The sequence below is a fragment of the Roseateles koreensis genome (assembly GCF_028595305.1).
Lineage (GTDB): Bacteria > Pseudomonadota > Gammaproteobacteria > Burkholderiales > Burkholderiaceae_C > Paucibacter_A > Paucibacter_A koreensis.
The window spans coordinates 98840-125436 of sequence record NZ_JAQQXS010000010.1; the positions used below are offsets into that span (position 1 = coordinate 98840).

Annotated in this window: 26 protein-coding genes; 12 read left to right on the top strand and 14 right to left on the bottom strand. The window is 62.4% G+C overall.

What is annotated here, in order from left to right; translation table 11 throughout:
* Positions 1-53: 53 nt before the first annotated feature.
* The 7 genes from deoC to PRZ01_RS12490 form a co-directional block, all read right to left on the bottom strand.
* A complete protein-coding gene (deoC, locus tag PRZ01_RS12460) occupies positions 54-845 on the bottom strand; it encodes a deoxyribose-phosphate aldolase (protein ID WP_273597118.1) in 792 nt (263 codons plus the stop codon).
* Positions 842-1684 carry a purine-nucleoside phosphorylase gene (locus PRZ01_RS12465; protein ID WP_273597119.1) on the bottom strand — a complete coding sequence of 281 codons (843 nt, stop codon included), beginning with the start codon at positions 1682-1684 and terminating at the stop codon, positions 842-844. Before PRZ01_RS12465 ends, deoC begins: the two co-directional genes overlap by 4 nt.
* 12 nt (positions 1685-1696) lie before the next feature.
* Positions 1697-2110 (bottom strand): cytidine deaminase, encoded by a 414-nt coding sequence (gene cdd, locus PRZ01_RS12470; RefSeq protein WP_273597120.1) that lies wholly within the window; start codon positions 2108-2110, stop codon positions 1697-1699.
* 12 nt (positions 2111-2122) lie between these two features.
* Entirely contained in the window at positions 2123-3112 is a 990-nt protein-coding gene (locus tag PRZ01_RS12475; RefSeq protein ID WP_273597121.1) for an ABC transporter permease, read from the bottom strand.
* The gene (locus tag PRZ01_RS12480; RefSeq protein ID WP_273597122.1) at positions 3105-4253 is read right to left on the bottom strand and encodes an ABC transporter permease; all 1149 of its coding nucleotides are present in this window, start codon (positions 4251-4253) and stop codon (positions 3105-3107) included. Before PRZ01_RS12480 ends, PRZ01_RS12475 begins: the two co-directional genes overlap by 8 nt.
* The gene (locus PRZ01_RS12485; RefSeq protein WP_273597123.1) at positions 4250-5836 is read right to left on the bottom strand and encodes an ABC transporter ATP-binding protein; all 1587 of its coding nucleotides are present in this window, start codon (positions 5834-5836) and stop codon (positions 4250-4252) included. The genes PRZ01_RS12480 and PRZ01_RS12485 overlap by 4 nt, the downstream gene beginning before the upstream one ends.
* A gap of 69 nt (positions 5837-5905) precedes the next feature.
* Positions 5906-6895 (bottom strand): BMP family lipoprotein, encoded by a 990-nt coding sequence (locus PRZ01_RS12490; RefSeq protein WP_273597124.1) that lies wholly within the window; start codon positions 6893-6895, stop codon positions 5906-5908.
* Between the two features lie 353 nt (positions 6896-7248).
* Here PRZ01_RS12490 and PRZ01_RS12495 point away from each other — a divergent pair, with 353 nt between their 5' ends.
* The 10 genes from PRZ01_RS12495 (at position 7249) to PRZ01_RS19265 (ending at position 20223) form a co-directional block, all read left to right on the top strand.
* A complete protein-coding gene (locus tag PRZ01_RS12495; protein WP_273597125.1) occupies positions 7249-7527 on the top strand; it encodes a FeoA family protein in 279 nt (92 codons plus the stop codon).
* Entirely contained in the window at positions 7520-9418 is a 1899-nt protein-coding gene (feoB, locus tag PRZ01_RS12500; RefSeq protein ID WP_273597126.1) for a ferrous iron transporter B, read from the top strand. The genes PRZ01_RS12495 and feoB overlap by 8 nt, the downstream gene beginning before the upstream one ends.
* Before the next feature lie 138 nt (positions 9419-9556).
* Positions 9557-9973, top strand: a complete 417-nt coding sequence (locus PRZ01_RS12505) for a hypothetical protein (RefSeq protein ID WP_273597127.1) — start codon at positions 9557-9559, stop codon at positions 9971-9973.
* Positions 9974-10093: 120 nt separating this feature from the next.
* Complete coding sequence (locus PRZ01_RS12510) at positions 10094-11965, top strand: cyclic nucleotide-binding and patatin-like phospholipase domain-containing protein (RefSeq protein WP_273597128.1); 1872 nt, start codon at positions 10094-10096, stop codon at positions 11963-11965.
* Complete coding sequence (locus tag PRZ01_RS12515; protein ID WP_273597129.1) at positions 11938-16245, top strand: non-ribosomal peptide synthetase; 4308 nt, start codon at positions 11938-11940, stop codon at positions 16243-16245. Before PRZ01_RS12510 ends, PRZ01_RS12515 begins: the two co-directional genes overlap by 28 nt.
* Before the next feature lie 9 nt (positions 16246-16254).
* Positions 16255-17025 carry a TVP38/TMEM64 family protein gene (locus PRZ01_RS12520; RefSeq protein WP_273597130.1) on the top strand — a complete coding sequence of 257 codons (771 nt, stop codon included), beginning with the start codon at positions 16255-16257 and terminating at the stop codon, positions 17023-17025.
* A gap of 112 nt (positions 17026-17137) precedes the next feature.
* Positions 17138-17659 (top strand): protein-tyrosine phosphatase family protein, encoded by a 522-nt coding sequence (locus PRZ01_RS12525; protein ID WP_273597131.1) that lies wholly within the window; start codon positions 17138-17140, stop codon positions 17657-17659.
* A gap of 15 nt (positions 17660-17674) precedes the next feature.
* Positions 17675-18289: an RluA family pseudouridine synthase gene (locus PRZ01_RS12530; RefSeq protein ID WP_273597132.1), complete on the top strand. Its 615-nt coding sequence runs from the start codon at positions 17675-17677 to the stop codon at positions 18287-18289.
* 49 nt (positions 18290-18338) lie between these two features.
* Positions 18339-19103 (top strand): SDR family NAD(P)-dependent oxidoreductase, encoded by a 765-nt coding sequence (locus PRZ01_RS12535; protein ID WP_273597133.1) that lies wholly within the window; start codon positions 18339-18341, stop codon positions 19101-19103.
* Between the two features lie 163 nt (positions 19104-19266).
* Complete coding sequence (locus tag PRZ01_RS19265; protein ID WP_273597134.1) at positions 19267-20223, top strand: Tim44 domain-containing protein; 957 nt, start codon at positions 19267-19269, stop codon at positions 20221-20223.
* Between the two features lie 85 nt (positions 20224-20308).
* Here the strand turns inward: PRZ01_RS19265 and PRZ01_RS12545 are convergent, their stop codons facing one another.
* The 7 genes from PRZ01_RS12545 to rpsP form a co-directional block, all read right to left on the bottom strand.
* Entirely contained in the window at positions 20309-20923 is a 615-nt protein-coding gene (locus PRZ01_RS12545) for a hypothetical protein (protein WP_273597135.1), read from the bottom strand.
* A 236-nt stretch (positions 20924-21159) separates the two neighbouring features.
* Positions 21160-22149 (bottom strand): CobD/CbiB family protein, encoded by a 990-nt coding sequence (locus tag PRZ01_RS12550; protein WP_273597136.1) that lies wholly within the window; start codon positions 22147-22149, stop codon positions 21160-21162.
* 28 nt (positions 22150-22177) lie between these two features.
* Positions 22178-22879, bottom strand: coding sequence for a CoA pyrophosphatase (locus PRZ01_RS12555; RefSeq protein WP_273597137.1), 702 nt, complete (start codon positions 22877-22879; stop codon positions 22178-22180).
* Between the two features lie 111 nt (positions 22880-22990).
* Positions 22991-23344, bottom strand: coding sequence for a 50S ribosomal protein L19 (rplS, locus tag PRZ01_RS12560; RefSeq protein ID WP_273597138.1), 354 nt, complete (start codon positions 23342-23344; stop codon positions 22991-22993).
* A 192-nt stretch (positions 23345-23536) separates the two neighbouring features.
* Positions 23537-24343, bottom strand: coding sequence for a tRNA (guanosine(37)-N1)-methyltransferase TrmD (gene trmD, locus PRZ01_RS12565; protein ID WP_273597200.1), 807 nt, complete (start codon positions 24341-24343; stop codon positions 23537-23539).
* 24 nt (positions 24344-24367) lie between these two features.
* The gene (rimM, locus tag PRZ01_RS12570) at positions 24368-24985 is read right to left on the bottom strand and encodes a ribosome maturation factor RimM (protein WP_273597139.1); all 618 of its coding nucleotides are present in this window, start codon (positions 24983-24985) and stop codon (positions 24368-24370) included.
* Between the two features lie 11 nt (positions 24986-24996).
* Positions 24997-25254 carry a 30S ribosomal protein S16 gene (gene rpsP / locus PRZ01_RS12575; protein WP_273597140.1) on the bottom strand — a complete coding sequence of 86 codons (258 nt, stop codon included), beginning with the start codon at positions 25252-25254 and terminating at the stop codon, positions 24997-24999.
* 293 nt (positions 25255-25547) lie between these two features.
* Here rpsP and PRZ01_RS12580 point away from each other — a divergent pair, with 293 nt between their 5' ends.
* Together PRZ01_RS12580 and PRZ01_RS12585 are read left to right on the top strand one after the other, a co-directional pair.
* The gene (locus PRZ01_RS12580; RefSeq protein WP_273597141.1) at positions 25548-26117 is read left to right on the top strand and encodes a GNAT family N-acetyltransferase; all 570 of its coding nucleotides are present in this window, start codon (positions 25548-25550) and stop codon (positions 26115-26117) included.
* Positions 26114-26590 (top strand): TM2 domain-containing protein, encoded by a 477-nt coding sequence (locus PRZ01_RS12585; protein WP_273597142.1) that lies wholly within the window; start codon positions 26114-26116, stop codon positions 26588-26590. The genes PRZ01_RS12580 and PRZ01_RS12585 overlap by 4 nt, the downstream gene beginning before the upstream one ends.
* The last annotated feature ends 7 nt before the right edge of the window (positions 26591-26597 follow it).

The window sequence follows — 26597 nt, forward strand, 5'->3', positions numbered from 1 at the left end:
AGGCCGTTCAATCGCAGGGAATGGGGCCAGCAGTCTAGCGCACCGGCTCGCGCTCAGTAAGCGGCGGCGGCCGTGGCATGGCCAGCAGCGGGGTCGCCGCGCAGCTGGGCTTCGATATCGTTCAACAAGCCGCTTGCGCCAAAGCGCAGGCGCCCAGGGAGCAAGCCTGCCGTGCCCAAGCGGGCTTCAACCAGGGCGAGGTAAGCCTGCGCGTCGACCACGGTTCGAATGCCACCTGAGGCCTTGAATCCGACCCCTCGCCCAGACTGGGGCCCGGTCGGCGCCGACTCGGCTACGGCTATTTCAGCCAACATCACCGCCGCCGCCTCGGGCGTGGCCGAGACCGGGCTTTTGCCGGTGCTGGTCTTGACGAAATCGGCCCCGGCCGCCACGCACAGGCGCGTGGCCAAACCAATCAACTGGGGTGTTTTCAGCTCGCCGCTTTCAATGATGACCTTGAGCGTCAACGGCCCGCAAGCCTCGCGCACTGCATGGAGAAACGCAGCGCACTCGGCCGCCTGACCGGCTTGCAAGGCGCGGTAAGGCAAAACCACATCCACCTCATCGGCACCGGCCTCGCGGATTACATGGATGTCGGCCAGCGCACCCGCTGTATCCAGCGCACCCGCCGGAAAATTGGCCACCGCCGCCACCTTGATGGCGGGTGGCAAGGCGGCGCGAGCCTGGGCCGCAAACCGCGGCCACACACACACGGCAGCCACGGGGCCGAAGGGCGTCTGCGCGCGCTGGCACAGGGCGACGATGTCAGCGGGCGTATCGGCGTCGTTCAAGCTGGTGAGATCCAGGCAACGCAAGGCCTGGCGTGCAGCGTCTTGCAGCTTCATTGCAGGGACGGGAGCGTGGCCATGCCGGCCACCATGGCCCCCAGGAATTGCGCCGCGCCATCGCCCGAAGCCTGCGCCTGCTGCAGCGTCAGCGCGTGCGTCAAGGCCTCGGCAGACAGGCCGGCCGCCATATTGGTCATCAAGGCCAAGCCCATCACCCGCAGCCCGCAATGGCGGGCCAGAATCGTTTCGGGCACGGTACTCATGCCCACCGCGTCAGCGCCCCAGGCGGCAAACATGCGGATTTCAGCCGGGGTTTCAAACTGCGGCCCCAGCGCCCATACATAAACGCCCTCACCCAGCGTTTGACCAGTGGCTTGCGCGATCTGCTTGGCATGAGCACGCAACTCGGCGTCATAGGCGTGGCTCATGTCCACAAAGCGCTCGCTGCCGGGCTCACCCACCAAAGGCGAGCGTTGCGGGGCGTTGATGTGATCAGCGATCAGCATCAAACTGCCCGGGCCCATGGCGGGCCGCAAGGAGCCCGAGGCATTGGTTTGCAGCAGCACCTTCACCCCCCAACGCTGCAGGGTTCGCAGGGCGCCTGCCATGCCGGTGCACTCACCGCTCTCGTAGGTATGGGCGCGGCCACGCAGCATCACCACGCGCTGTGCGCCGATGTGCCCGACCACGACTTCGCTCACATGGCCTTCCACCTTGGGCTGCGGGAATGCGCTCAACTCGGCATAACTCAAATGCTGAGCGTCCTGCACCAGGCTCACCGCACCCGACCACCCCGAACCCAGCACCACCGCCACAGCGGGCGCGGCACCAAACAATTGCTTCAAGTGGGCGACGCTCTGTGCGATTTGGGCGTCCAAGGCTTTGTTGTCAATCATGACGATGTGCTTTCAAAATTTGAGGTGATCGGGGCCGAAGCTGAAGGGCAGCAATTCAGCCAATGTCCAGTGCTGACGAATGCCGCCCGGGTCGGCGGCGATGATGAGCAGTTCAGGCGCGGCAAACTCGCGCAACTTCTGGCGGCAGCCGCCGCAGGGGGTGATGATCTCCGGGCCGGGGCCGCTGACCAGCACCGCCACGGCCCGCCGCCCTCCCGCCATCACCATGGCGCCCAGGGCAGTCGCCTCGGCGCACCAGCCCTGGGGATAGGCGGCGTTCTCGATGTTGGCGCCACCATGAATGCGCCCCTGCTCGTCCAGCACCGCCGCCCCCACCGCATACCGGGAGTAAGGCGCGTGCGAGTAAGCGCGGGCGGCCAAGGCGGCCTGAAGCAGACGCTGCTGCAAATCAATCGACAAGTTCATGGCTGCGAAACCTCAGCGTTCTTTCACATAAGGCCGGCCCAGGGCCTTGGGGGCCACAGCCTGGCCAATGAAGCCAGCCAGCAAAATCACCGTCAGCAGATAGGGCAAGGCCTGAATCGCCTGCACGGGCACTTCACCACCGCCCAATACTGCCGGCAGGCTGCTGCCCTGCAGACGGATCGCCATGGCGTCCAAAAACCCAAACAGCAAGCACGCCAACAGCGTTGGAACAGGGCGCCATTTGCCAAAAATCAGTGCCGCCAAAGCGATGAAGCCACGCCCCGAAGTCATATTGGGAGAGAAGGACGCATTTTGCGCCAGCGTCAGATAACTGCCCGCCAAGCCGCACAAGACCCCGTTGATCGACAAAGCGGCATAACGCAGCTTTGCCACTGACACCCCCGCAGCGTCGACCATGGCAGGGTTCTCGCCCACAGCGCGCAGGCGCAAGCCGGGCCGGGTTCGCTCCAGAAAAAACCACACCCCGCCCACCAAGGCCAATGACAGGTAAACCAGCGCGTTGTGGCTCAACAAACCATGTCCCACCAAGGCCCCCAGCCAGGGCCCCAGCGCGGCTTGCGCGGCTGCAGGCTCGCTCCACCCTGGCACCAGGCCGGTCAGGCGGATGCTGGCGTCCACTGGCGGTGTCTGGCCGCCCTGCGCAAACCAGGCGATGCCCAGTACAGTGGTGAGACCGGCTGCCACCATATTGAGCGCCACGCCCGACACCACCTGATCACCCCGGTGGCTGACGCAGGCGAAGCCGTGGATCAAGGACATGGCCGTCGCCACGGCAATGCCTGCAGCCAAGCCCAAGGCGGTTGAATGCCCCACGCTGGCCGCCGCCGCAGCCGCAAATGCGGCGAACAGCATCTTGCCCTCCAGGCCGATGTCCACCACCCCGGCACGCTCGCTGACCAGGCCCGCCAGGGCACACAGGAGTAAAGGCGTGGTCAGCCGCAGGGTGGAGGCGATGACGGACCCGATCAAGATCTCATCCATGCTGGGCCTCCGTGGTTTTGACCTGCGCGGCGGCCGGGCTGGCCGCTGGACGCCCGAATAAGCGGGCAAAGAGCGGTGTACTGACCGTGGCCATGGCCCCCGAGAACAAGACAATCAAACCTTGCGCGGTCACCACCATGTCACGGCTGAAGCCCGGCAGCTCGAACGACAACTCCACCCCACCCTGGTACAGGATGCCAAACAGCAGAGAAGCCAACACAATGCCCACCGGATGATTGCGCCCCATCAAGGCCACCGCAATGCCCGTGAAGCCCGCACCGGCCACAAAGTCCAGCGTCAACTTGCCTTGCACGCCTGAAATTTCATTCACCGCCACCAAGCCAGCCAACGCGCCGGACAAGGCCATGCCCATCAGCACCTGCTGGCGCGGTTTGATGCCGGCGTAATGCGCAGCCCGAGCGGAGCTTCCGACGGCGCGCAACGCAAACCCGGCGCCACTCTTCCACAAAAACCAGTGCACGAAAACGCATGCCAGCAGCGCCAGCACCAGACTCAAATTCACTGGCGACGAGGGCAACTCCCAACCCACCCACGCCGCCAGGCTGTGCAGACTGGGCATGCGTGCACTGTCCGCAAAGGACTGGCTTTCTACCGCCATGCTGTCGATCGGGCGCAGCCAGTTGACCAACAAGTAAACGCTTAGACTGCTGGCCAGAAAATTGAACATGATGGTGGTGATAACAATGTGGCTGCCCCGCCAAGCCTGCAGGTAGCCCGGTATCGCCGCCCAGACCATGCCGAACAGCGCGGCTGCCAGCACCATCAGGGGCAGCACGACCCAGGCCGGCCCATGAGGGCCCAGGGCGAGCCCGACCAACGCCAGCCCCAATCCGCCGAACGTGGCTTGCCCTTCTCCGCCGATATTGAACAAGCCGCCATGAAAGGCCACCGCCACGGCCAAGCCCGTGAATATGAAAGTGGTGGCGTAGTACAGCGTGTAACCGATGCCCCGCGCTTCACCCAGCGCGCCGTGAATCAACACCGTGAGCGCCTGCCAAGGGCTCTGGCCAATGGCCAGCACCACCAGGCCGGCCACGGCCAAGGCAACGCACAGGTTCCACAAGGGCAGCAAGCCGAGGTCCACCCAGCGCGGCATTGCTTGATTTGCCTGCGCGCTCATGCCACAGACTCCGGCTGTGCTGCCATCAATAGCCCCAATCTCTTTTCATCGCAATCTTCAATTGCCAACTCGCCGGTGATGCGTCCGCTGTTCATGACCACCACGCGGTCGGCCAGCGCCAGGATTTCATCCAACTCGCTGCTCACCAGCAGCACCGCGCAGCCACTGTCGCGCAACGCACGGATCTGCCCGTGAATGAATTCGATGGCACCGATGTCCACGCCTCGCGTCGGCTGGCCCACCAGCAAGACTGTGGGCGCCTGGCCAATTTCACGTGCCAGCACCAGCTTTTGCTGATTGCCGCCCGAAAATTTGGAGGCACCCAGGCTGACGTCTCGCGGGCGCACATCAAAGTGCGCCTGCATGGCCTCGGTCTGCCGCTGCATCTCGCGATGATTCATGCTCAAGCCACCGAGACCGCTGCGATAACTGGGTAGTTCGTGGTACCCCAAGACCGCTGTTTCCCAAGCGGGGAAATTCATCACCATCGCGCACGCATGTCGGTCTTCTGGCACATGCGCCACTTTGAGGTGACGTGCCTGGCGGGGATCAAGCCAGCCCCCCTCCGCAGCATCAAAACGTGTGTCGCCCACTTGCAAGCGGCCCGCCTGCGGCGCCAACATGCCGGCCAACACTTCCAGCAACTCGCTCTGCCCATTGCCCGACACCCCCGCCACGCCGACGATTTCACCGGCGCGCAGTTGCAGGCTCACGTCGCGCAGCGCCGGGACACCATTGGCGGCACGCAGACTCAAGCCCTGCGCCTGCAGAAGAATCGGCTCGCCGGCCGGCTTGGCATCGGCGCGCCGCCCCAGATTGACTTTGCGCCCGACCATGGCTTGCGCGAGATCGGCCTCACTGGTTTCAGCGATCTTGCGGGTCTGAATCACCTGCCCGGCCCGCATCACCGTGACTTCGTCGCACAAGGCCATCACCTCTTTGAGCTTGTGCGTGATCAGGATGATCGTGAGGCCCGCCTTCTCCTTCATGCGCCGCAAGGTGTCAAACAATTGCGTGGTTTCTTGCGGGGTGAGCACGGCGGTCGGCTCATCCAGAATCAACACCTTGGCGCCCCGGTACAAGGCCTTGAGAATTTCAAGGCGCTGCAACTCACCCACCGGCAAATCGCCCACCAGGGCGTCCAGATGCACATGCAGGCCGGACTCGGCCATCATGACTTCCAGCTCTCGGCGTACCTCACGGGCCGCGCGGCGCAGAAAAAAACCGGGCTCGGCGCCCAGCATGATGTTGTCCAGGCAACTGAGGGTGTCGACCAGCATGAAATGCTGATGCACCATGCCCAGGCCCAATTCAATGGCTTGGTGTGAATTGGCGATATGGACCGGTTTGCCGTCTAAGGAAATGTCACCCGAGTCGGCTTGGTAATACCCATACAAGATCGCCATGAGCGTGCTCTTGCCGGCTCCGTTTTCACCCACCAAACCATGCACAGTGCCCGCCGCAACGCTGAGCGACACGGCACGATTGGCCTGCACCGCGCCAAAGCGCTTGGAGATGTCATGCAGTTGAACTGCAGGACGGGCTGCAGACGGCGCACGCGCCGCATCACAAGTAGATGTCATGGACAAAATGGAAAAACTTGAAACACCGCCGGACTCGAGGTCAGCGCCTGCCTGACGTCACGCCCCATCTCAATACTTGCAGTTGCCCGTGGCCATGTAGTCAACCACCTTGATCTTGCCCGCAATGATGTCGGCCTTGATGGCCTCGACCTTGGCCTTGAGCGCGGGCGACACCAATTTGGCGTTGTATTCATCCAGGGCATAGTCCACGCCCCCTTCTTTGAGGCCCAGATCGCTCAGGCCCGGCTTCCAACCCTTGAGTACGTTGTAAACCGCCACGTCCACCCGTTTGACCATGGAGGTCAGCATGGTGCCCGGCTGCATGTGGTTTTGGTTGCTATCGACGCCAATGGCCAGCTTGCCAGCGTCCTTGGCGGCTTGGTAGACCCCGGTACCCGTGCCACCCGCCGCAGCAAAAACCACGTCTGAGCCCTTGGCGAACTGCGCCTTGGCCAATTCGCCCCCGCGGGTGGGATCTGCCCAGGCCGTTGAGGTGGTGCCGGTCATGTTGGTAAACACCTCCGCCTTGGGATTCGTCGCCTTGACGCCCTGTTCATACCCGCACTGGAATTTGCGGATCAAAGGAATGTCCATGCCCCCCACAAAACCGACTTTTCCGGTCTTGCTGGCCAAAATCGCCATCGCACCCACCAAATAGCTGCCTTCATGCTCCTTGAACAGCAGCGATTGAACATTCGGCAGATTCACCTTGGCGTCGACGATGGCGAACTGGGTCTTGGGGAAGTCTTTGGCCACTTGTTCCAGCGCAGACGCCTGGGCAAACCCCACGCTGATGATGGGGCTGGCGCCGCGCTCGGCCATACGGCGGATGGCTTGGGCGCGTTGGGTGTCATTGCTGATTTCGAATTCGAGATAGGTCTTGCCGGTTTCCTTCTTCCAGCGTTCGACGCCACGATAGGCAGCCTCGTTGAAGCTCTTGTCGAACTTGCCGCCCATGTCAAAGATGACAGCCGGCTGGGCCTCGGCCTGCGCCACTTGAGCCGCGACCGTCACGGCAAGCGCAATTGCGGTACGAGAAAACAAGGAAAAAGCATTCATGGCGTTGGCAGGTTGGGCAGAACGTGGAACACGGAAGGCGCCCTCCAAACGGCGGGCAGGCGGACCGATCAATAAAATCAGCGGGAAATCAGCAAATAATCGCTCGCCGCGCACGCAGGCGAGCCATCCATTTTAAGAAGCAAAAGCCGCGCCAGTGTATCGACTGCCGTGTCGAATCACCAAAACATGTAAAACGTTTGCGCATCGCCGAGGCCGGCAGCGGCAAGCCCGGGTGGACAAGCCATTTCATGCTGCTGTGCCGCCTCATATCTCTTGACGTTTGTCAACAACGCGATCGTCGATCAAAGACTACAATGCGAATCATTCGTGATTCGCGCGTCTTCCGCGCCAGGATGAGAGATATGACTCAAGCTCCGCCCGCCAGTCTCGCATTGGCCTCCATCGGTGAGCCCTTGCTGGTGCAGGAGGTTCTGGCTCCCGCCCATGCACCGGAATGGTTCGAGTGGCTGGAAGAGATCGGCTTTCTGCCGGGCGAAGCGGTGCGCGTGATGGCCCGCGGCCTGCCCGGCGCCGACCCCTTGGTAATTCGGATCGGGCAGTCGACATTTGCCCTGCGTCGTGCCGAAGCGGAATGCGTCAAAGTGAGTCGAGCCCGAGCCCAAAATGCGTGAATCCGTCATCCATGTGCACCGCGGTGGGCCCTTGCTGGCCCTGGTCGGTAACCCGAATTGTGGAAAAACCGCCCTCTTCAACCGACTGACTGGCAGCCACCAGAAAGTGGCCAACTACGCCGGTGTCACGGTCGAACGCAAAGAGGGCCGCCTGGTCAGCGCCGCCGGCCGTGCGCTGCGCCTGCTGGACCTGCCCGGCACTTACAGCTTGCATGCACGCTCGCCCGATGAGCGGGTCACGTGTGACGTACTGGCCGGCCGCGCGCAGGGCGAAAAGCGCCCCGATCTGGTGATCTGCGTGCTGGACGCCACCAACCTGCGCCGCAATCTGCGCTTGCTGCTCTCCGTCAAACGCTTGGGCCTGCCCTGCGTGGCGGTGTTGAACATGAGCGACCTGGCCACCCAGCGCGGCTTGGTCATCGACACACAGGCGCTCTCCAAAGCCTTGGGCTTGCCGGTGGTCAGCACGGTGGCCACCCATGGTGAAGGGGTTGATACCCTCAAAGCCCTGCTCGACCAGAAAGATGTCTGGCTCAGCCCTGAACCGCTGGCGCTCGCCGCCAACACCCAAGCCAACGCCGCACCGCACAGCGCTGAAGGCGATCACGCCATCGTGCGCCAGATTCTGCAAGACCTGCACCTCGACAAGCAGTTGCCGGATTTGGCCAGCGACAAGGCTGATCGGGCCTTGCTGCACCCGGTGGCCGGTCCGTTGATTCTGGCCGTGGTCTTGTTCCTGCTGTTTCAGGCCGTGTTTTCCTGGGCCGAACCTCCCAAGCGCTGGATCGAAGAAAGCATCAACCTCCTCAGCGCCCATGTGACCGCACTGATGCCTGCGGGCTATCTGCAAAGCCTGCTGGTCGACGGCGTTTTGGCCGGCGCGGGCAGCGTGCTGGCGTTCTTGCCGCAAATCCTGATCCTGTTCTTCTTCATTCTTTTGCTCGAAGAGTCGGGGTATCTGCCGCGTGCCGCCTTCTTGCTCGACCGTTTGATGGGTAGCGTCGGCTTGTCAGGGCGCAGCTTCATTCCGCTGCTGTCCAGCTTTGCCTGCGCCATTCCCGGCATCATGGCCACGCGCAGCATCGCCAACCCGCGCGACCGCCTGGTCACCATCCTCATTGCGCCGATGATGACGTGCTCTGCCCGCCTGCCGGTGTATGCCCTGTTGATCGGTGCGTTCATCCCGCCGAGGCAGGTCTGGGGAGGCCTGGAATTGCAGGGCCTGGTGTTGTTCGGGCTCTATCTGGCCGGCATCGTCGGCGCCATGGCCGTCGCCTGGGTGCTGAAAAAGCTCACCACCAAGACACAGGTGCGCCCCTTGATGCTGGAGTTGCCCAGCTATCACTGGCCCAGCCCGCGCAATATCGCCATTGGCCTGTGGCAGCGGGCCCTGATTTTCATCAAGCGTGTCGGCGGCATCATCCTGAGCCTCACCATCATCTTGTGGGCGTTGTCCAGCTTCCCGGCACCGCCGCCGGGCGCCACGGGCAGCCCGATCGAATACAGCGTCGCCGGCTACCTGGGCCGGGGTTTGTCCACCATCTTTGAGCCGATCGGCTTCAACTGGCAGATCAGCCTGGCCCTGGTGCCGGGCCTGGCGGCCCGTGAAGTGGTGATCAGCGCGCTGGGTACCGTCTACGCTCTCTCGGCCACCGGGACGGATGCGGCCCAGTCTTTGTCACCCCTGATTGCGCAAACTTGGTCTTTGCCGACGGCCCTGTCACTGTTGGCGTGGTTTGTATTCGCGCCGCAATGCATGGCCACGTTGGCGGCAACGCGCCGGGAAACAGGTGGCATGCGATGGCCGCTGGTGATGGCAGGCTATCTGTTCACGCTGGCGTATCTGGCCTCGTTCATCACCTTCAGGGTCAGTAGTTTTTTGCTGCAGTAGCTTGATCGTCACACGGTACTTTCCCTAGCGTTTTTCTGGATCGAAGCTGTCCCTACAATCCGACGCAATGGCGCCATTGCCTACTGCGGCAAAGTCCACATCGCTTCGTTCAACCCACGAGAATCCTGGAAATCCAATATGCAAGTTTCCCGACTGTTCGCTGCCTTGCTTCTGACCAGCGCCGCGCAGGCATTTGCCGCCGAGCCGGTCTACCTCGTGGTCGACCATTCGACCAATCTTTTGATGAACCAAGCTAGCGCACAAGCCCTCTGGGACAGCAAGGGGTCGATCAAGTTCTACAAGTTCTTTCCTGCCAAGAAGTGGGGCTTCGCCACGGCGGTGGAAGGCGGCTTTGACGCAGACAAAAACTGCATCGTCACCGCCCAGACCGAGATGCTGCCCCGTGCCGGCAAAGTCTTGACCCTCAAGCCAGCTAAAACGGCCACCGCCTTTGGCGTGCAGCACAACTCCACGCTGGAGCAGTGCAAGGCATTTGCGCAGTCCAAGCTGGGAGACAGCATGGAAGCCGTTCGCACAGCCTTGCTGCACGACTGATCGCGGCACTCCTGTGGCCTTGAATGCCACGGCCAGGCAATGCCAGCAAGCCATGATTGGCTTGCTTTTGCTCACTATTTGACGGACTGCATCCGACGCCGGCGCATCTAGACTCGGCACATGGAGCATTCGCTGAGTTTTGGCGTTCGCGTCGTCGAGGTGCTGCGTGCCAGCGCAGTATTTGGCGCCCTGACGGAAGAAATTCTTCAGGCCCTTGCCAGGGTGATGGAAGAGCGCTGGGCGCATGGGGGAGAAGAAATCCTCCGCGAGGGCGATGAATCCGACAGCATCGTCTTCGTCATCAGCGGCGGCCTGCGGGTCTCCCGCCGTGACCGAAACGGTCAGTTGCTGCTCTACAACCAAGTTCAGCCCGGCCAAAGCGTCGGTGAACTGGGCATGATTCTCAAACAAGCCCGCGCGCAGACGGTGACCGCCCTGCGCGATTCACGCCTTGCTTCATTGAGTCGGCGCGCCTATGAAGACCTGCTCCGGCAATTTCCGCTCGAACTCAGCCAAGTTTTTCTGAAGGCGGTCTACGACCGCATGCGCAACGCCACCGATGTTGGTACCGACCAGCGCATGGCGCAAACCTACGCCCTGCTGCCGCTGCACATGGGCTGTGATTGCAGTGAATTGGCGCAAGACCTGAGCCTCGCGCTAGCGCGCATGGGCCGCACCGCGCACTTGAACCGCAGCCCCGACGGCCGGCACACCCACCTCAACGGCGAGATGTTGGGCCATCACGACTTGAGCCATCTGGAGGATGCCTACGATTTCATCCTCTACGAAACTCGGGCGCCCGATGGCACCGAGCAAGTAACGCAGCATGTTGACGGCAATACACGCAGTGACGCGGACAATGAATGGCGCCGTTTTTCATTGCGCCAGGCCGACCAGTTGGTGTATGTGGCCGCGTCCACCGACGCGCCGGGGCTCAGCGCCCTGGAGCGGGCGCTCATGCGCGAGCCTGCCTACGCCCTTAAACGGCATCATCTGGTGTTGATGCACCCCGAGCAGGCGGCCGAACCCGTCTTGCCCGAACCGTGGATGCAGGCGCGTGAGTTAGAGCGCATCTACCCCATCCGGCGCGGTCGACGCGATGACGCAGAACGTGTCGCGCGCTTTCTGACCGGCACCGCCGTTGGCGTGGTGCTGGGCGGCGGTGGCGCCCGTGGCTTCGCGCATCTGGGCGTGCTGCGGGCCTTGGCCGAATGCCACATTCCTGTGGACCTGATCGGCGGCAACAGCATGGGCGCGTTGATTGGCGCGCAGGTCGCCTGCGACATGAGCCTGGATCAAATCCTGCAGAACACCCAAAAGTTCGCGGCGGGCGGTGAACGGCCCACCTTGCCGCTGATTTCCATCGTCGGGGGGCGTCGCGTGGAGCGCGACCTCAAACGCATGTTTGGTGAACGGCTGATTGAAGGCTTGTGGCGCCCCTATTTCGCCGCAGCCTGCAATCTGACCCAGGGCAATACCACCGTGCAAGACCGCGGCCCGCTGTGGCGTGCGGTGTTGGCCAGCAATTCGCCGGCGGGCTTGTTCCCCCCGGTGTTGCTGGACGGAGAGTTGCTGGTGGACGGTGCGATTCTTGAAAACGTGCCGGTACAGGCCATGCGCATGCGCTTGGGCACCCCACTCGAGCGGCGGCGAGGCAACGGCCACATCATCGCCATCGACGTTGATGTGCGCGAAAACCTCAGCGCCGACCCCGGCCTGCAACGCCTGACGGTGATGAGCACGCTGCGCCGCTTTTTTTCTGACAAGGCACCCGCCTCACCCAGCATTGCCGACATTTTGTACAGCGCGGGCCATGTGGGCGGGCTGAATCAGCGCTTTCGCACCATCTCGCAGGCGGACCACTATCTGGAGCCGCCCGTGGCAGATTTTTCGCTGATGGCCTACGCCAAAGGCGCCGATATTGCCGAGGTCGGCTACCGCTACGCCATGGAAAAAATCAGTCGATGGGATCATTTCAAACCAGCACATTGAACCCAGATCAGCACCATCTGCCCTTGTCGCTCAGCCAGCGCGAGGTGTGGCTGGATCAACGCGCGTGGCCGGGAAGCACACACCTGAACATTGGTGGTGGCGCCTTCTTGCTCGGGCGACTGGACCTCCCACGCTTTCAGCACGCCTTGCGCTTGCTGGTCGCCCAGCACGACGCGCTGCGACTAGCCCCCCTGGCCGACGGTACCCAGCACCTGCTGCCCTACTTCGAGCCTCGACTTGAAGTCGTCAACCTCAATCTCGGCCCCCAAGCCTTGAGCGAGGCTGACGCCAAAGCGGCCATGCGCCGGTGGTGGGACGCCCGAATCAAAGAACCCTTTGTGCTGAACGGTCAACCGCCCTGGCGTTTTGCACTGCTGCGGGCCAGCGACGATCTGCACGGCCTGACCATTCAGTTTCACCACCTGGTGATGGACGGCTGGGGCACGACTCAGATCATGCGCGCCTGGTCGGAGTTGTACCAAGGCTTGGCCGATGCGCCGACCTCAGACTTTTGTTCTGACCTTGGCTCTGACACGGACCCAGAGTTGCATCGTTTGCTGCCCCCCCCCACGCTCAGTGGCGGCACGCAAGCGCCGGCCGAATCCGCAGCCGGCGTCAATTCGCCCATCATCAGCTATACGAGCTTCATTGACGAGTCACGCCAATACCAAAGCTCAGCCTTGTTCGAACGCGACGCTGCGTATTGGCTCCAGCATCTCGGCGCGCTGCCCAAACCCCTGATTTCAACGCGCAGGTCTCGCAACCAGGACGGCCCGGCGGCCGAGGGCCCCGAGCGCCCTAAAGCGCTGCCGCCCGCGCACGTCATCAATCAAGGGCTGGCCCACGCTGACTACGCCGCACTCACACGGGCAGCATTGATCTTGGGCGCTACGCCGTTCACTTGCTTTCTGGCGGCGCTGGCTTTGTATTTTTCACGGGTTCAAGAGCGTCAGTCGGTGTTGATCGGCGTGCCCAGCCTGAACCGTTCGGGGCGCAAATACCGCCAGACACCCGGCATGTTCGTCGGCATTCTGGCAATCAAGATCGAGGTGTTTCCCCAAGCCACCGCAGCCGAGTTGCTCGCCCAAGTCAGTCAACAGATGCAAGGTGCACTGCGCCACCCGCGCTACCCCTTGAGCGACTTGTGCCACCGTTTGCAGCTGATGCGCGAGGGGCGCGACAACCTGGTGGACGTGCTGCTCTCGTTCGAGCGGCAAGACTACGACCTGCATTTCGGCGCGGCCCATTTGCAGGACTCGCGCCAGCTGTTCTCTGGCTGCGCCCGCTACCCACTGGCGGTGACGGTGTGCGAATTTGACAATGCCGCGCACGCGGAAATGGTGCTGGAAGCCAGCAGCGACTGTTTCAGCGCAGCCGAGTCCGCCATGCTGGGGCGCCGCATCTGGCACTTGGCGCAAGCCCTCGTGCAAGAACCACGCGACACGCTTCAGCAGTTTGAAGTGGTGCCGCCCGAAGAGCGCTGGGCCTTGCTTGAGGGCTTGCACCAGAACCTTGCCCAGCTGGACACGCCGCAACCCTATATCGACCTGTTTGAACACCAGGCGGCGCTGCGGCCCGAAGCCTGCGCCCTGATCTGGGACGAAGGCGCACACACGGTCCAGATGAGCTACTCCGCGCTGGCCCGGCGCGTTGAAACCCTGGCCGGTCAATTGCGGCAGCTGGGGGCCACACGCAACAAGGTGGTGGCGCTGGCCTTGGAGCGTTCACCTGAAATGGTGGTGGCCTTGCTGGCCATCAACCGTGCAGGCGCCGCCTTTCTGCCGCTGGACCCGCTGCTGCCCCATGCGCGGCTGGCAGGCATTTTGTTTGACAGTGAAGCGGTGGCGCTCCTGGTGGATTCATCCATGCCCGCAGGCTTGCCCGACTTGCACAGCCGCTGCCTGCGGGTGCCCAAGGTGGGCGACACCCGGCCCGGCGAGCCTGCATCCAACAATGCGCTGAAAAATACGCTGGAGCCCGGTGCACTCGACGCCGTGCACTCCGAATCTTTGTGGACCTGGGCCAAGGCCCGGCCGGAGGACTTGGCCTACGTGCTGTTCACCTCTGGCTCCACGGGGCGGCCCAAGGGGGTGATGATCGATCACGACACCTTGTCCCGCCGCCTGGCTTGGCTGTCGCGCGCCTGGGGCATCAGTGCCGCCGACCGTTCAGCGCAGGGCACTCAACTCGGGTTTGACCCTTCTCTGATCGAATTGCTGTTGCCGCTCACCCAGGGTGCCAGCATTGCGCTGCCACCGGCGGGTCGCCTGTTGCCGCAACGCTTGGCCGAGTTCATTCTCAAGCATGGCGCGACCTTCAGTGCCTTCGTACCCACCACCCTGCCCGGCCTGCTTGCGGGTTGGCGCAACAAGACCGATACGCTGAAGCTCCGCGTCGCCTGCTGTGGCGGCGAGGTGCTCCCCCCCGAACTGGCCCAACGCTTTGTGACTGAAACCGGCGTGCAGCTCTACAACGTCTACGGCCCGACAGAAACCGCCATCTTCGCCACCGCCTGGCCGTGTGCGCCTCTAGCGCTAGGCAATATGGCTGAAGAATTGCAGAACGACGGTCTGGCCGAACTGCCTGTCGGTCTACCCAATGAACTCCCCTTAGAACTGCCCATCGGCCGCCCCATCGACGACACCCGAATCTATGTGCTCGACCTCGCCATGCAACCTCAGCCGTTCGGGGTGACGGGCGATATTTATATCGGTGGCAAAGCCATCGCAAGGGGCTATCTGGGACGCCCTGACTTGAACGCACAAGCCTACTTGCCCGACCCTTTTGTTCAGGGGCAACGCATCTATCGCAGCGGTGACAGGGGCTGGCTTGATCCACTGGGGCAACTGCACTTCACCGGGCGCCGCGACCGGCAAGTCAAGCTGCGCGGCTACCGCATCGAGCTGGGCGATGTGGAGGCGGCCTGCCTGGCCATACCAGGCCTCAAACAAGCCGTGGTGCAGATAGTGGAGATTGACGGCAAGAGCCTGTTGCACGCCTGGGTTGCCGCTGAAGCGCCGCTGGGTCTCTCCGATATCCAGGCCGGCCTGCGTGCCCGTTTGCCCGATTACATGCGGCCCACCAGCTACACCTTGATGCCCGAATTGCCCCTGACCGCGAATGGCAAGATCGATCACGCTGGCCTGCCACGCCCTCAAGCCAACAACACCAAACCCGATGCGGCGGTGACCCAGGCCGCCAATGCCTTGGAACAAGCCTTGCTGGAACAATGGCAATTGGCCCTCAAGCCAGCCGCAGGCCAGCCAATCAGCAATCTGCTGGGGGACGAAGCAACTGAGGCCGTCTCCATCGGCGTGCATGACAACTTCTTCGACCTGGGCGGCGATTCGCTGGCAGCGCTGAGCATTTTGGACGCCATGGAGCAACGGCTGGGGCGGCGCCTGCCCTTGCAACTGATCTCCGAAAACCCGACCATCGCCCAACTGGCACTCGCGCTCGCACGCCCCTTGGCACGCCCCGGCATCATTCGAGTCATGAGTGAGCACCCGGGCGCCGTACCGCTCTATCTGGCCTCATCGGGACACGGCGATGTGATGCGCCTGCAAAACCTCGCCCACGCCCTGAAAAGCGATGCCAGCCTCTACATGCTGCAAGCGCCACTGGACCCTGCCCCCGGCACCATGCAGGAATTTGCCACGCTCTACGCCGACAGCATCCTGGCCCAGAACAACGCGCCCGGCTGGTTGGCCGGATTTTCAGTGGGGGGGGTCACCGCGATTGAAACGGCGCTGGAGCTCAAGCGGAGAGGCCATCCCGTGCGCGGCCTCATTTTGCTAGACACCATTCACCCGGATGCGATGTTCGGCGGAGCCGCCTCCTGGCGCACCTTGGGCTGGCTGGTTCAAAAGCTGCATGTGCAAGAACTCAGCATGAATGGCCGGCGGCTGGGCGCCATGTTCAGCGACCCCGGCCTGATCAGCCAGGTGCTGGCCCTGCGCGGCTATCACTGCCCCCGCTTTGAAGGACCAGTCCTGCTCATCAAGTCCACCGGCTTGGCCAGTTGGAATCGCCTGCTCTTCAAACCCTGGCAACGCGCCATGCCCAAGACACTGCTAACGCGTGAAGTAAGCGGCCTGCATGGATCAATTTTCGAGGCCCAGCACGTGGGCCGTCTCGCGGATGAACTACGCGCATTTCTGCACAGCCACGCCGATGAAACCGAATCGACGCCGTGGCCTGCACAAGACAGCACGGCACCCGCCTTCATGGTGCAAACACCAGCGTCCACTCAGCAACCCCAGCCCAGCGTGCCGCGATAATGCCCGGCAATGGTCCCCGAGCATGAACCCGATGGGCGCAACAGCCACCTGAAGCGCCGCCTGATCGCCCTGGTCTTGTGTATAGCCGTATTACTGCTGCTGGCCTTGGCCTGGTCCGGCGGGCCGCTCCGCAACGCCCTGCATGCGCTGCAGCCCGCTCAGTTGCTGGCGCAGCTGCAAGCCTTTGGCGCCAGCGCCGGGCCCTTGGTGTTGATTGCCGCATTTGCGCTGGCTCTGACCCTGGCCGTGCCACTGAGCCTGCTCACCCTGCTGGTGATCGCCGCCATGGGGCCGCTGCCCGGCTGCTTGTACGCGCTGGCGGGCGCCTTGGCGGGTGCCACGATCAGCCACGGCATCGGGCGGCTGCTAGGGCATGAGGCCTTGCGCCGGCTCGGCGGGCCGCGTGTCAATCAGCTCAGCGACACCTTGGGCCGGCGCGGCCTGCTGGCCGTGATCGGTCTGCGGCTGATGCCAATCGCACCCTTTGCGGTGGTGAATATGGTGGCCGGCGCCACCCACATCCGCTTGCGCGACATGCTTTTGGGCACCGCCATCGGCATGTCGCCCTCCACCCTGGTGATGGCCTTTTTTCTGGACCGCATCACTGCGGCTCTGGCCCACCCCGGACCACTGGTCTGGGGCTTGGTGGTGCTGGGGCTGTGCCTCGTGCTCGCTGGCACATGGCTTTTTCGGCGTTGGCTGAGGCGCAACGACTTGCTGGCGTGTCCATCGGCCCCTGCCGTGAGTCAAGACACTGACCGGACCTCATCGACACAGTGATCAAAGGCTCCTTGTGCCGCAGACCGGCGCAGAGTCTTCAAACTGCTTGTCAATTCAACGCAGGCACAATCGGTTTCGACGTCCAAACAAGGTATAGCCCCACCTCACAACCATGCCTTTTCGCCCCCTCCCCCTCACGCTGATCCATGATGCGCCTGCGCCTGCGCCGGCGCCGTCGGTACCACCGGCATCAGCTGGCCGCCTGTACCTTCACTCCATGCCCGGGCGCCTGGAGTCATGGGGTGCTTTTCTCGATGAAGCCAGGTTGCATCAGCTGCATCTGGTGGTGTGCATGAATCCCTTGGAAGAGGTGGCGCAACTCTCGCCGCAGTACCACAAGGCGATTGCCGAGGGACGTTTGCCCTTTCGTTGGCAGCATTTGCCGATGCGGGATTTCGGCCTTGGCGCCGACCCTGCCGCTTTTACGCGCGGCGTCGAGCAAATTGCGCACAGCCTGCGCCTGGGTGAGCGGATCTTGCTGCATTGCGCGGCAGGTATTGGGCGTACCGGCACGGTTGCAGCGTGCGTACTCAAGAGCCTCGGGCAGTCGCGTGAACAGGCGTTGACGGCGGTGCGTGCGGCGGGCTCCAACCCGCAGTCGGCCTTGCAATCCGGTTGGGTCGATCGGTTCTGAACGGCATCGCCACGCATGCCCTCGTTCGCCCCCGTTTTCATCAACGACGATTTGCTCGTGATCAACAAGCCAAGCGGCTTGCTGTCGGTACCGGGTCGTGGCGAGGACAAGCAAGATTGCGCCATCCACCGTGTGCAGCTGCACTACCCCGAGGCCTTGATCGTCCACCGGCTGGACATGGCAACCTCGGGGCTGCTGTTGATGGCCCGAGGCCCGGCCATGCAGCGCCGCTTGAGTATGAGCTTCGAGGCCCGCAAGGTTCACAAACGCTATATAGCGCTGGTGGCCGGGCGGCTCGCCGCGTCAAACCTCGCCGACTGGCAAGAAATTGACCTGCCACTGATTGCAGATTGGCCCAATCGCCCTCGCCAGAAAATTGACTTTGAAACCGGCAAGCCCTCAATCACCCGCTACCGGGTGCTGTCAACTAACAACGAAACCACACGGGTCGAGTTGGAGCCCGTCACCGGCCGCACGCATCAACTGCGCGTGCATATGGCCACCCTGGGGCATCCCATTGTGGGGGACGGCCTGTATGGGACGTCAACGCAAGAATCCATGCGTTTGCATGCCTGGCAACTGACCCTGGCCGAGATGGACCTTCGATTTGAATGTGCGCCAGACTTTTAAAGCCTGGATACTTCTCCAACTACCCTGGCTCGTTGCCGAAGGAATCCCCATGAAACCTCACGCGCTGTACATCATCACCGGCGCCTCCCGTGGCATGGGCGAAGCCATTGCCGCGCAGTTGCTGGCCCCCGAACATTTGGTGATCGGCATCTCACGCAAGCACAGCGCGGCCTTGACAGAGGCCGCTGCCGCAACCGGCAGTGCGCTTGAACAATGGACCTGCGACTTGGCAGACCCGTTGCCCACGGCCCAACGCCTGCTGGCTTGGCTACAAGTTCAGGCGCCGGGTCAATTCAGCCACGCCACGCTGATCAACAACGCCGGCGTCGTGGCCACGCCGGGGCCCGTGGACGAAGTATCGCTGGAAGAGTTGTCTAGTGCCTTGCGCGTCGGCCTGGAGGCCTGCCTGCTGCTCAGCAGTGCGTTTTTGCGCGGCACTGCGGCGCTAGGCGGTGCTCGGCGCATCTTGAATATTTCCTCCGGCCTGGGGCGCCGCGCCATGGCAGGCTCGGCGGCCTATTGCGCGGCCAAGGCGGGGATGGACAACCTGTCTCGCGCCATGGCGCTCGATGAAGCCGCCAAACCCCAAGGCGGCGCGCGTATCGTGTCCCTGGCGCCCGGCATCATCGACACTGACATGCAATTGCAGCTGCGCAGCGGTGATCCCGCGAAATTCCCGGACGTGGCGGTGTTTGCCGATTTCAAGGCGACAGGCCAATTGACCAGCCCGGCAGAAGCGGCCGCCCGTGTCCTGCGCGTACTTCAACGCGAGAATTTCGGCATCGAGCCCCTGATGGATGTGCGGAGCGACTGAACGTCAGTATTCAAACACTCATGCATGGGCGATTTGCGCACCCTGCTGGCTTGAAAAACCAGGGCAAGCCCCCATCTCACTGCAGCGGCGAGTTCTTTGAACATCCGCGAAAGGCCCTTTCGGGGGCGAGAAACCAGGCCTAAAAGGCCATAGAGGAGAATCTGTGAAACGTGTTCTTGTGTCTGCCCTCATCGCGGTTTGCGCGCTCAGCGTCGCATCGTTCGACGCCCAGGCCAAGCGCTTGGGCGGTGGCGCCTCGTCCGGCATGAAGCGGGCCACGCCCACGCAAAGTCATGACGCCAGCAAAGCCACGCCTGCGCAACAAGCAGCGCCCGCCCCCCAGCAAGCTGCCCCCGCCACGCCGCCGCCTGCACCCGCCGCCGCGCCCAAGCGCAGTTGGGCCGGCCCCTTGGCTGGTTTGGCCGCTGGATTGGGCATTGCCGCACTGGCCAGTCATTTCGGCATGGGCGGGGCCCTGGCCAATGGCATGACGATGCTGCTGCTGGCAGGCTTGGCCTTTGTGGTCTTCGGTTTTGTCATGCGCCGTTTTGCAGCATCCAAGGCACAGGATGCAGGCTTGCAATATGCGGGCGCAGGTTCGGGTACAAGCATGGGCACGGGCGCGACGTTCAACACCGCAACGCCGCCTCAAACCGCTACCGCTTCGCCGGCACCCGCTGTACAGGCAGCTGCATCCACCCAAGCACCCACCGTGGCGGGTGCGGCCATCGCATCGGCACCCGCTGCTTCAGATGGGTTTGACGCCGCCGGGTTCGAGCAATTGGCCAAGCGCGTCTTCATCCGCCTGCAAGCGGCCAATGACGCGGGCGACCAAGCCGACTTGCGCCGTTTCACGACGCCGGAAATGTTCGGTGTCGTGCAACAAGAGTTGCTGGACCGCAAAGGCGCAGCCCAGCGCACCGATGTGCTGCAACTGGATGCCAAGGTGGTGGATCGCGCCCAAGAAAATGGCCAGCAGATCGTCAGCGTGCGTTTCTGGGGTTTGATCCGCGAGCAAAGTGAAGCAGCCGCCGAAAACTTTGATGAAATCTGGCACTTGGTACGCCCCCTGGATGAAAGCCGCGAGTGGGCCATCGCCGGGATTCAAATCGGCGGCTGAATGCTCAGCACCCGATAGTTCAAAACAAAGGCCCGCTGCTGCGGGCCTTGTTTATGCGAACGGCATGATGACCGTATTGACGGTTTCAGGCGCTGGAAGCCCCACTGGTCACCGCAGTGTTCGGGTTCGCGCCCTGATGTACGCCGTTTTTGGTGCTATTGGCGCTGTTTACGTTGTTTGCATGACTTTGGCCTGCTCGCGCCAACGCCTCATACACCTTCACCTCGGCATTGGCTGAACGGCCTTTTGCAGGCGCGCCGCCAAAATCGGGCGCCGGAATACTGGGGTGCTTGAAGTCGTAGGCCCGGGCTTCAAGCACACTGACCACGCCGTCATGGTTGGTGTCAGCGTCTTGGTACTGTTTGCTGCCGCCCGTGCTGGACGTGTTGTTGGTGGCCGTTGTTGCCGAAGCGGCCGATGCGGTTGCGGCAGACACCTGGATGGCTTGGCCCGACGATGCGGCCGAAGCAGAAGCGGCATCGGAAGAATCTGTCGCCGTCGCCCCGGCGCTCTGGGCCTTGATGGCTTGGGCGGCGCGCCTTGCGCCTTCGCTCGAAATTTCAACCACGGCCGAATTATTGCCCTCTGCCGACGGTGCGGTGGCGGGCGCGGTGTCTCGTCTGCGAATAGACTCGTCAACTGCAGGGCGCACAGACGAAGCCGCCACTGAGTCAGTCACATTGGAAATCGAAGCAATCATGGCAAACCTCCACGAGGAAGACTTTGCGAGTGCCGCCCACCTGACAAAGATGTCGACAACGACATCTGGCGGAAATTGATGGCGCTCGCCCAGTTTTCGACCAGTTCACAGCAAACTTTAGGCGCTAGGCAGGCCAGTGTCACGCTGACAGAGCTATGTTCGACATTGTGCACCTGCCGCAAGTCAATCCCAAGCTTTATAAAGGGTTTTTCAAGCGACTCCGGGGCAAATATCCGTCAACCCAGCAAATTGGCCAGCGTCAGCAAGGCCAGCAACAGCATCCAGAGCACCACCGAGCGCCAAATCAGGCCCACCACGCTCTGCAAGTGCCCCAGCTGAGGGGGTTGACCGGGTGTGGAGCCGTCCGCACCGGTGGCATCGGCGTCCACCCCTGATGAAAAGGTCTTGCTGCGGTCGGGTGTCACACCTGGTGCCGCCACGCCACCCAGTTGCAGCCCCAAAGCGCCAGCGGCAGAAGCCAAGATGATGCCTTCATTGGGGTGCAACCACAGGCGAGCGTCGCGCCGCCAGCCGTTCACCGCCTCCTCGAAATTGCCCACGATGGTGAACCCGGTTGCCGTCAGGCGGGCCGGCATATAGTCGATCAGGCCGAACAATCGGCGTGACAACTCCATCAAGCGCTGATTGGTGGGCGCATCCAGGGTGCGGCTCTTGAAGGCCCAATAGCGCCCAGCAAATTCAGCCATGCGGTACAAGACCGCGCCCGCCGGCCCCAAACCCAGGGTCGACAGCAAGATGAACCAGAAGAACACCCCAAACACATGGCGATGCGCCGCCAACAGCGAATGCTCAATGGCGTGCCGGACCAATTCTGTGCGCGGCAACTCGCTCGCATCCAAGTGACGCCATTCAGACAAAAGCCGGCGGGCCTCCAGGTCGTCGCCTCGCTCCAAGGCATCACGGATGTCTGTGAAGTAGTGGCTGAATTGGCGAAAGCCCAAGGTCAGGTACAACACCGCCACGTCGATCACCAAGGCCAGCAGCAGGCTGAAGTGTCGCACCGCGAGATATACCAGCGCGGTCAGCAGCGCGGGCCCCAGCACGGTGATGACCCACACCACTTTGGAGTGGTTTTCCCGGCCTGCGTCGAAGTTGCGCCCGGTCCAGCGGACCCAAGCAATCACGCCTTGATGGATGCCATTGCCATGGCGAAGGGGTTTCAGCTGCTCACACAGCAAGGCCAGAAGGACCGCGAAGAAGTTCATGGCCGGAGATGATAGCGGGCACTTCGCCCTACGCCGAAAGGAAGCGATAGAAGTTGCGCAAGATCGCCGCTGTGGCACCCCAAATGAAGTACTCACGCAACGCCCCCTGCGAGTCTTCTTGCGTCCACGGCATCGAGTAGAAAAATCGCTCGCCGCCCTCAAACACCATGCGATGGCGTTGATGGTGAGCGGGTGTCATCAAAAACGACAGCGGCACCTCAAAGGCCTCGGCCACCTCGAAGGCATCAAGCGTCAGCGTGAACTCCGGCTGAACCAGGGCCACGACCGGCGTCACTTGAAATGAAGTAACGGTGGTGTAGAGCGGCAGGCGCCCAATCACTTCGATGGCCGCGCGGTCCAACCCAATTTCTTCCTGGGTTTCACGCAAGGCGGCCGCCTCGACACCCGCATCCTCAGGCTCGATCCGCCCGCCGGGAAAACTGATCTGACCCGCGTGGGAGCGCAGATGTTCGGTACGTCGGGTCAGCAACAGTTGCAGACCCTGGGGCCGCATCACCAAAGGCACCAAGACCGCCGCGGAGGCGGCTTGGCGGCCCTCAAATCCAGGCACCGGGCCGTCGCCCTGGAATTCAGGCGCCCACTCCGGCGGTGCGGCAAACCGCGCGCGCACCGCATCGGCCTGCATTAACGCGGGCGCTACAGGGGGTAAATGGCTGTCCCGACTCAAGACGGGGACGACTTTAGGGTTCAGGATCGGGAGCCGGGACATAGAAATTCATGATGGCAGACAAACGAGCCATAAACCCAAGAAAAAACCGCCGGGAGCTTGCGCATCCGGCGGTCTTTTGCAGGGTTTGAAACGGGATCAAAGATCCGCGATTCAGCCCAATTTTTCCTTGATACGAGCCGACTTGCCCGAACGCTCGCGCAGGTAGTACAGCTTGGCGCGACGGACGTCACCGCGGCGCTTGACTTCGATCGAAGCGATCAAAGGGCTGTACAGCTGGAACGTACGCTCAACGCCTTCGCCGTTCGAAATTTTGCGAACGATGAAGCCGGAGTTCAGACCGCGATTGCGCTTGGCAATCACGACGCCTTCGAAAGCCTGAACGCGCTTGCGTGTGCCTTCAACAACGTTCACGCTCACGATGACGGTGTCACCAGGAGCGAAAGTCGGGTATGTCTTGTTCAGACGAGCAATTTCTTCTTGCTCAAGGGTTTGGATCAAATCCACAGGGTTCTCCTAATGATCGTGGCGGCGCCAGCGCCTTGGAACCGTCGACATTGACAGCCAAAGCCCAAAAAACCAACTTGTACAGGCTTGCAAGTTCGCGAAATTCGCAAAAACTCCCAAGCCAAACCAAGTCAATTTGACCCGCCAGAGGATCGGACAGCCCGCCAGTATAGCGCGCCTTGCAACACTTGCCTAGTCAGTTTGGGCTTTTTGGGCCAGTTCACCGAGAAAGCGTTCGTCGGCCTTGCTCAAAAGCCCCGCCGCCCGTGCAGCCGCGATCAACTCAGGCCGTCGCTGCCAAGTAATTTCCAGCGAACGCTCACGGCGCCAGCGGGCGATGTGCGCGTGATGCCCAGACAACAGCACCGCCGGCACCGGCAAGTCTTGCGTTTGCCCAGGCAGGCCGGTCAACACTTCGGGCCGGCTGAAATGCGGACAATCAAGCAAGCCGTCAGAGAAACTGTCCTGCTGGTGGCTTTCGGCCGTGTGCAGCACACCGTCCTGCAAGCGGGCGATGCCGTCCAGCAAAGCCAGTGCGGGCAATTCACCGCCCGACAACACAAAGTCACCCAGGCTCAACTCCAGCGTGACGTGGCGATCCAGAAAACGCTGGTCCATGCCCTCGTAGCGCCCGCACAACAAGACACCGCCCGCCCCTTGCGCCAACTCTTGCAGCAAGGCTTGATCAATGCGTCGCCCGGTCGGGCTGAAGTGGATCACAGCAGGAACACCCCCCGCCGCAGCCTGATCAGCCCCAACCACTTGGCGCTGCGTTTTGACGGCCGCCAACGCGCGCTCGAGAGGCTCAACCAGCATCACCATACCGGGGCCGCCGCCATAGGGTCGATCGTCCACACGGCGATAGTTGTCGTCGGCAAAGTCCCGCAACTGCCACAGCTGGGTTTCGACCTGGCCGCTCTCAAAAGCCCGGCGGGTAACGCCTTGGCTGAGATGTGGCCCGAACAGGTCGGGAAACAAGGTGATGATGTCGAAGCGCATGGTGCGCTGGCGGCTCAACGGACTTTAGAAGTCCAGGCCCCAGTCCACGGTGATGACGCGCTGATCGAGGTCAACGTCATCCACAAAGGCCGAAACAAAAGGCACCAGGCGCTCTTGATCCGGCTTAACGGGCGCGGTCAGGCCCGGCGGGATGATGCGCAGCACGCTGTGCGGACCTGCATCGATCAAGCCCTCGACCTGCCCCAGGGTCTCACCTTGGCGGTTGACGACGGACAGGCCGATCAGGTCTACCCAATAGTATTCATCGGGGTCAGCGGCCGGAAAAGCCGAACGGGAAATGAAGATGCGCGCGCCGCGCAAGCCTTCAGACCCGTTGCGATCCGCGATATCTTGTGCGTTGGCCACGAGGCCTTCGCCATGCTCGCGAATCGAGAGAATTTTCAGCACCCGCGGCAGCGCTTTCGCACCCGCCGCGGAGGCAACGCCACCCTCGGGCCACCGCAAAAACCAACGGCGGGACGAGAACAGCGCCTGGGGGTCGCTGGCGTAGGCTTGCACCTTGAACCAGCCCTTGACACCCCAGCCATCCACGATATTCCCGACCTCAATCGCGTCTTCGGGCCAAGCGAGATCTTCAGCAGCGCTTGGCGTCACGCGGGAATCAGCGGGAATACGTGTCATGGCCGAGTCACTCAGGCAGCGACGACAGCCTTCTTGGCCTGAACAACCAGGCGGTCAACCGTGGGCGACAACTGGGCGCCAACGCCAACCCAATAGTTCACACGGTCAACGGCAACGCGCAGCGATTCAGCAGCGCCGGAAGCCACGGGGTTGTAGAAACCGACTTTTTCGATGAAGCGACCGTCACGGCGCTGTTGGCTGTTGGCCACGACGATGTTGTAAAAGGGACGCTTTTTGGAGCCGCCGCGGGCCAGACGAATAACAACCATGATGTTTCCTAAGATGAATTTTGTTGTCCACCGCACCAGGAGACACTCAGGGCGAGTAGATCGGAATGTGGCGCTTGGCCTGATCAATGTGGCGGACAATGCCGTGCTGAAGTCCCATGGAATTCATGAGACGGCACACGAACTGCGACCCGCGTCGACTGTTCAAACCCAAGCACCCTGCTTGGCCCTGTAGATACGCCGGAAAAACCGAAGAATTCACAAGAACCCTTCCGCCCAACCGACCAGCGCCAAAACCCAGCATTATAAACTCGGCTGAGCGGATCACGACAAATATGCCAACAGAAAACCCAATAATCCTCAACAGCACCCTCATTCGGCCTAGCACGGAAGCCGATATGCCCGCCATTCAGGCCATTTACGCCATTGCGGTACAAGAAGGAACCGGTACTTTCGAGACCGAAGTGCCGGATATCGCTGAAATGGCGCGACGCCGGACCGAGGTGCTGGGTCGCCAGCTGCCTTGGCTCATCGCGGAGCAAGCCGGTGAAGTCATGGGTTATGCCTACGCCAACTACTTTCGCCCTCGCCTGGCCTACCGTTTCTGCGTGGAAGACTCCATCTATCTTGCCCCCCAAGCACAAGGCAAAGGTGTGGGCCGCCTGCTGTTGGCGGAACTGATCGCCCGGTGCGAGCAAGCCGGCGCACGACAAATGCTGGCCGTGATTGGCGACTCCGCGAATCTGGGCTCAATGGGCTTGCACAAGGCACTAGGCTTCGAGCACAAGTGCGTCTTGAGCGACGCGGGCTGGAAGTTCGGCCGCTGGCTCGACGTAGTGATGATGCAGCGCCAACTGGGCCTGGGCAACGCCGGCAACCCGGAAAACCTGGAGGGGCAGGCATGAGCAGGCAACCCGCATCTGCATCCCCGGCCCACGCACCGCTCAAATCCAAAACCGTCGCCACTTGGGCGGCACTCTTGCTCGGCAGCGTGGGCATGCACCGCTTTTACCTTTACGGCAGCTCTGACCGCCTGGCATGGCTGTTTCCATGGCCCACGCTGGTGGGGCTCTACGGCGTGCGTCGCATGGGCGAGTTGGGGCAGGATGACCGGTTGGCCTGGTTCTTGATGCCAATTTTGGGCGTGATGCTGGTCATCGCCATGGCCAGCGGCATCATCTACGGGCTGACCGCTGACGAAAAATGGGACGTTCAGCACAACGGCGGCAACAAGTCGCCCGCCAGCGGCTGGGCCGTCATCATCGGCGTGGTGTTGTGCTTGCTGATCGGCGGCACCTGCCTGATGAGCACGATTGCCTTCAGCGCCCAACGCTACTTTGAGTCCCAGGTCGAGGCCGCTCAGGCCATCAGCCAGTAAACTCCAC

Excerpts from the sequence above, each read along its gene's own strand:
- deoC (WP_273597118.1), bottom strand. The coding sequence starts at position 845 with ATGAAGCTGCAAGACGCTGCACGCCAGGCCTTGCGTTGCCTGGATCTC.
- PRZ01_RS12465 (WP_273597119.1), bottom strand. The coding sequence starts at position 1,684 with ATGATTGACAACAAAGCCTTGGACGCCCAAATCGCACAGAGCGTCGCC.
- cdd (WP_273597120.1), bottom strand. The coding sequence starts at position 2,110 with ATGAACTTGTCGATTGATTTGCAGCAGCGTCTGCTTCAGGCCGCCTTG.
- PRZ01_RS12475 (WP_273597121.1), bottom strand. The coding sequence starts at position 3,112 with ATGGATGAGATCTTGATCGGGTCCGTCATCGCCTCCACCCTGCGGCTG.
- PRZ01_RS12480 (WP_273597122.1), bottom strand. The coding sequence starts at position 4,253 with ATGAGCGCGCAGGCAAATCAAGCAATGCCGCGCTGGGTGGACCTCGGC.
- PRZ01_RS12485 (WP_273597123.1), bottom strand. The coding sequence starts at position 5,836 with ATGACATCTACTTGTGATGCGGCGCGTGCGCCGTCTGCAGCCCGTCCT.
- PRZ01_RS12490 (WP_273597124.1), bottom strand. The coding sequence starts at position 6,895 with ATGAATGCTTTTTCCTTGTTTTCTCGTACCGCAATTGCGCTTGCCGTG.
- PRZ01_RS12495 (WP_273597125.1), top strand. The coding sequence starts at position 7,249 with ATGAGAGATATGACTCAAGCTCCGCCCGCCAGTCTCGCATTGGCCTCC.
- feoB (WP_273597126.1), top strand. The coding sequence starts at position 7,520 with ATGCGTGAATCCGTCATCCATGTGCACCGCGGTGGGCCCTTGCTGGCC.
- PRZ01_RS12505 (WP_273597127.1), top strand. The coding sequence starts at position 9,557 with ATGCAAGTTTCCCGACTGTTCGCTGCCTTGCTTCTGACCAGCGCCGCG.
- PRZ01_RS12510 (WP_273597128.1), top strand. The coding sequence starts at position 10,094 with ATGGAGCATTCGCTGAGTTTTGGCGTTCGCGTCGTCGAGGTGCTGCGT.
- PRZ01_RS12515 (WP_273597129.1), top strand. The coding sequence starts at position 11,938 with ATGGGATCATTTCAAACCAGCACATTGAACCCAGATCAGCACCATCTG.
- PRZ01_RS12520 (WP_273597130.1), top strand. The coding sequence starts at position 16,255 with ATGGTCCCCGAGCATGAACCCGATGGGCGCAACAGCCACCTGAAGCGC.
- PRZ01_RS12525 (WP_273597131.1), top strand. The coding sequence starts at position 17,138 with ATGCCTTTTCGCCCCCTCCCCCTCACGCTGATCCATGATGCGCCTGCG.
- PRZ01_RS12530 (WP_273597132.1), top strand. The coding sequence starts at position 17,675 with ATGCCCTCGTTCGCCCCCGTTTTCATCAACGACGATTTGCTCGTGATC.
- PRZ01_RS12535 (WP_273597133.1), top strand. The coding sequence starts at position 18,339 with ATGAAACCTCACGCGCTGTACATCATCACCGGCGCCTCCCGTGGCATG.
- PRZ01_RS12545 (WP_273597135.1), bottom strand. The coding sequence starts at position 20,923 with ATGATTGCTTCGATTTCCAATGTGACTGACTCAGTGGCGGCTTCGTCT.
- PRZ01_RS12550 (WP_273597136.1), bottom strand. The coding sequence starts at position 22,149 with ATGAACTTCTTCGCGGTCCTTCTGGCCTTGCTGTGTGAGCAGCTGAAA.
- PRZ01_RS12555 (WP_273597137.1), bottom strand. The coding sequence starts at position 22,879 with ATGTCCCGGCTCCCGATCCTGAACCCTAAAGTCGTCCCCGTCTTGAGT.
- trmD (WP_273597200.1), bottom strand. The coding sequence starts at position 24,343 with ATGCGCTTCGACATCATCACCTTGTTTCCCGACCTGTTCGGGCCACAT.
- rimM (WP_273597139.1), bottom strand. The coding sequence starts at position 24,985 with ATGACACGTATTCCCGCTGATTCCCGCGTGACGCCAAGCGCTGCTGAA.
- rpsP (WP_273597140.1), bottom strand. The coding sequence starts at position 25,254 with ATGGTTGTTATTCGTCTGGCCCGCGGCGGCTCCAAAAAGCGTCCCTTT.
- PRZ01_RS12580 (WP_273597141.1), top strand. The coding sequence starts at position 25,548 with ATGCCAACAGAAAACCCAATAATCCTCAACAGCACCCTCATTCGGCCT.
- PRZ01_RS12585 (WP_273597142.1), top strand. The coding sequence starts at position 26,114 with ATGAGCAGGCAACCCGCATCTGCATCCCCGGCCCACGCACCGCTCAAA.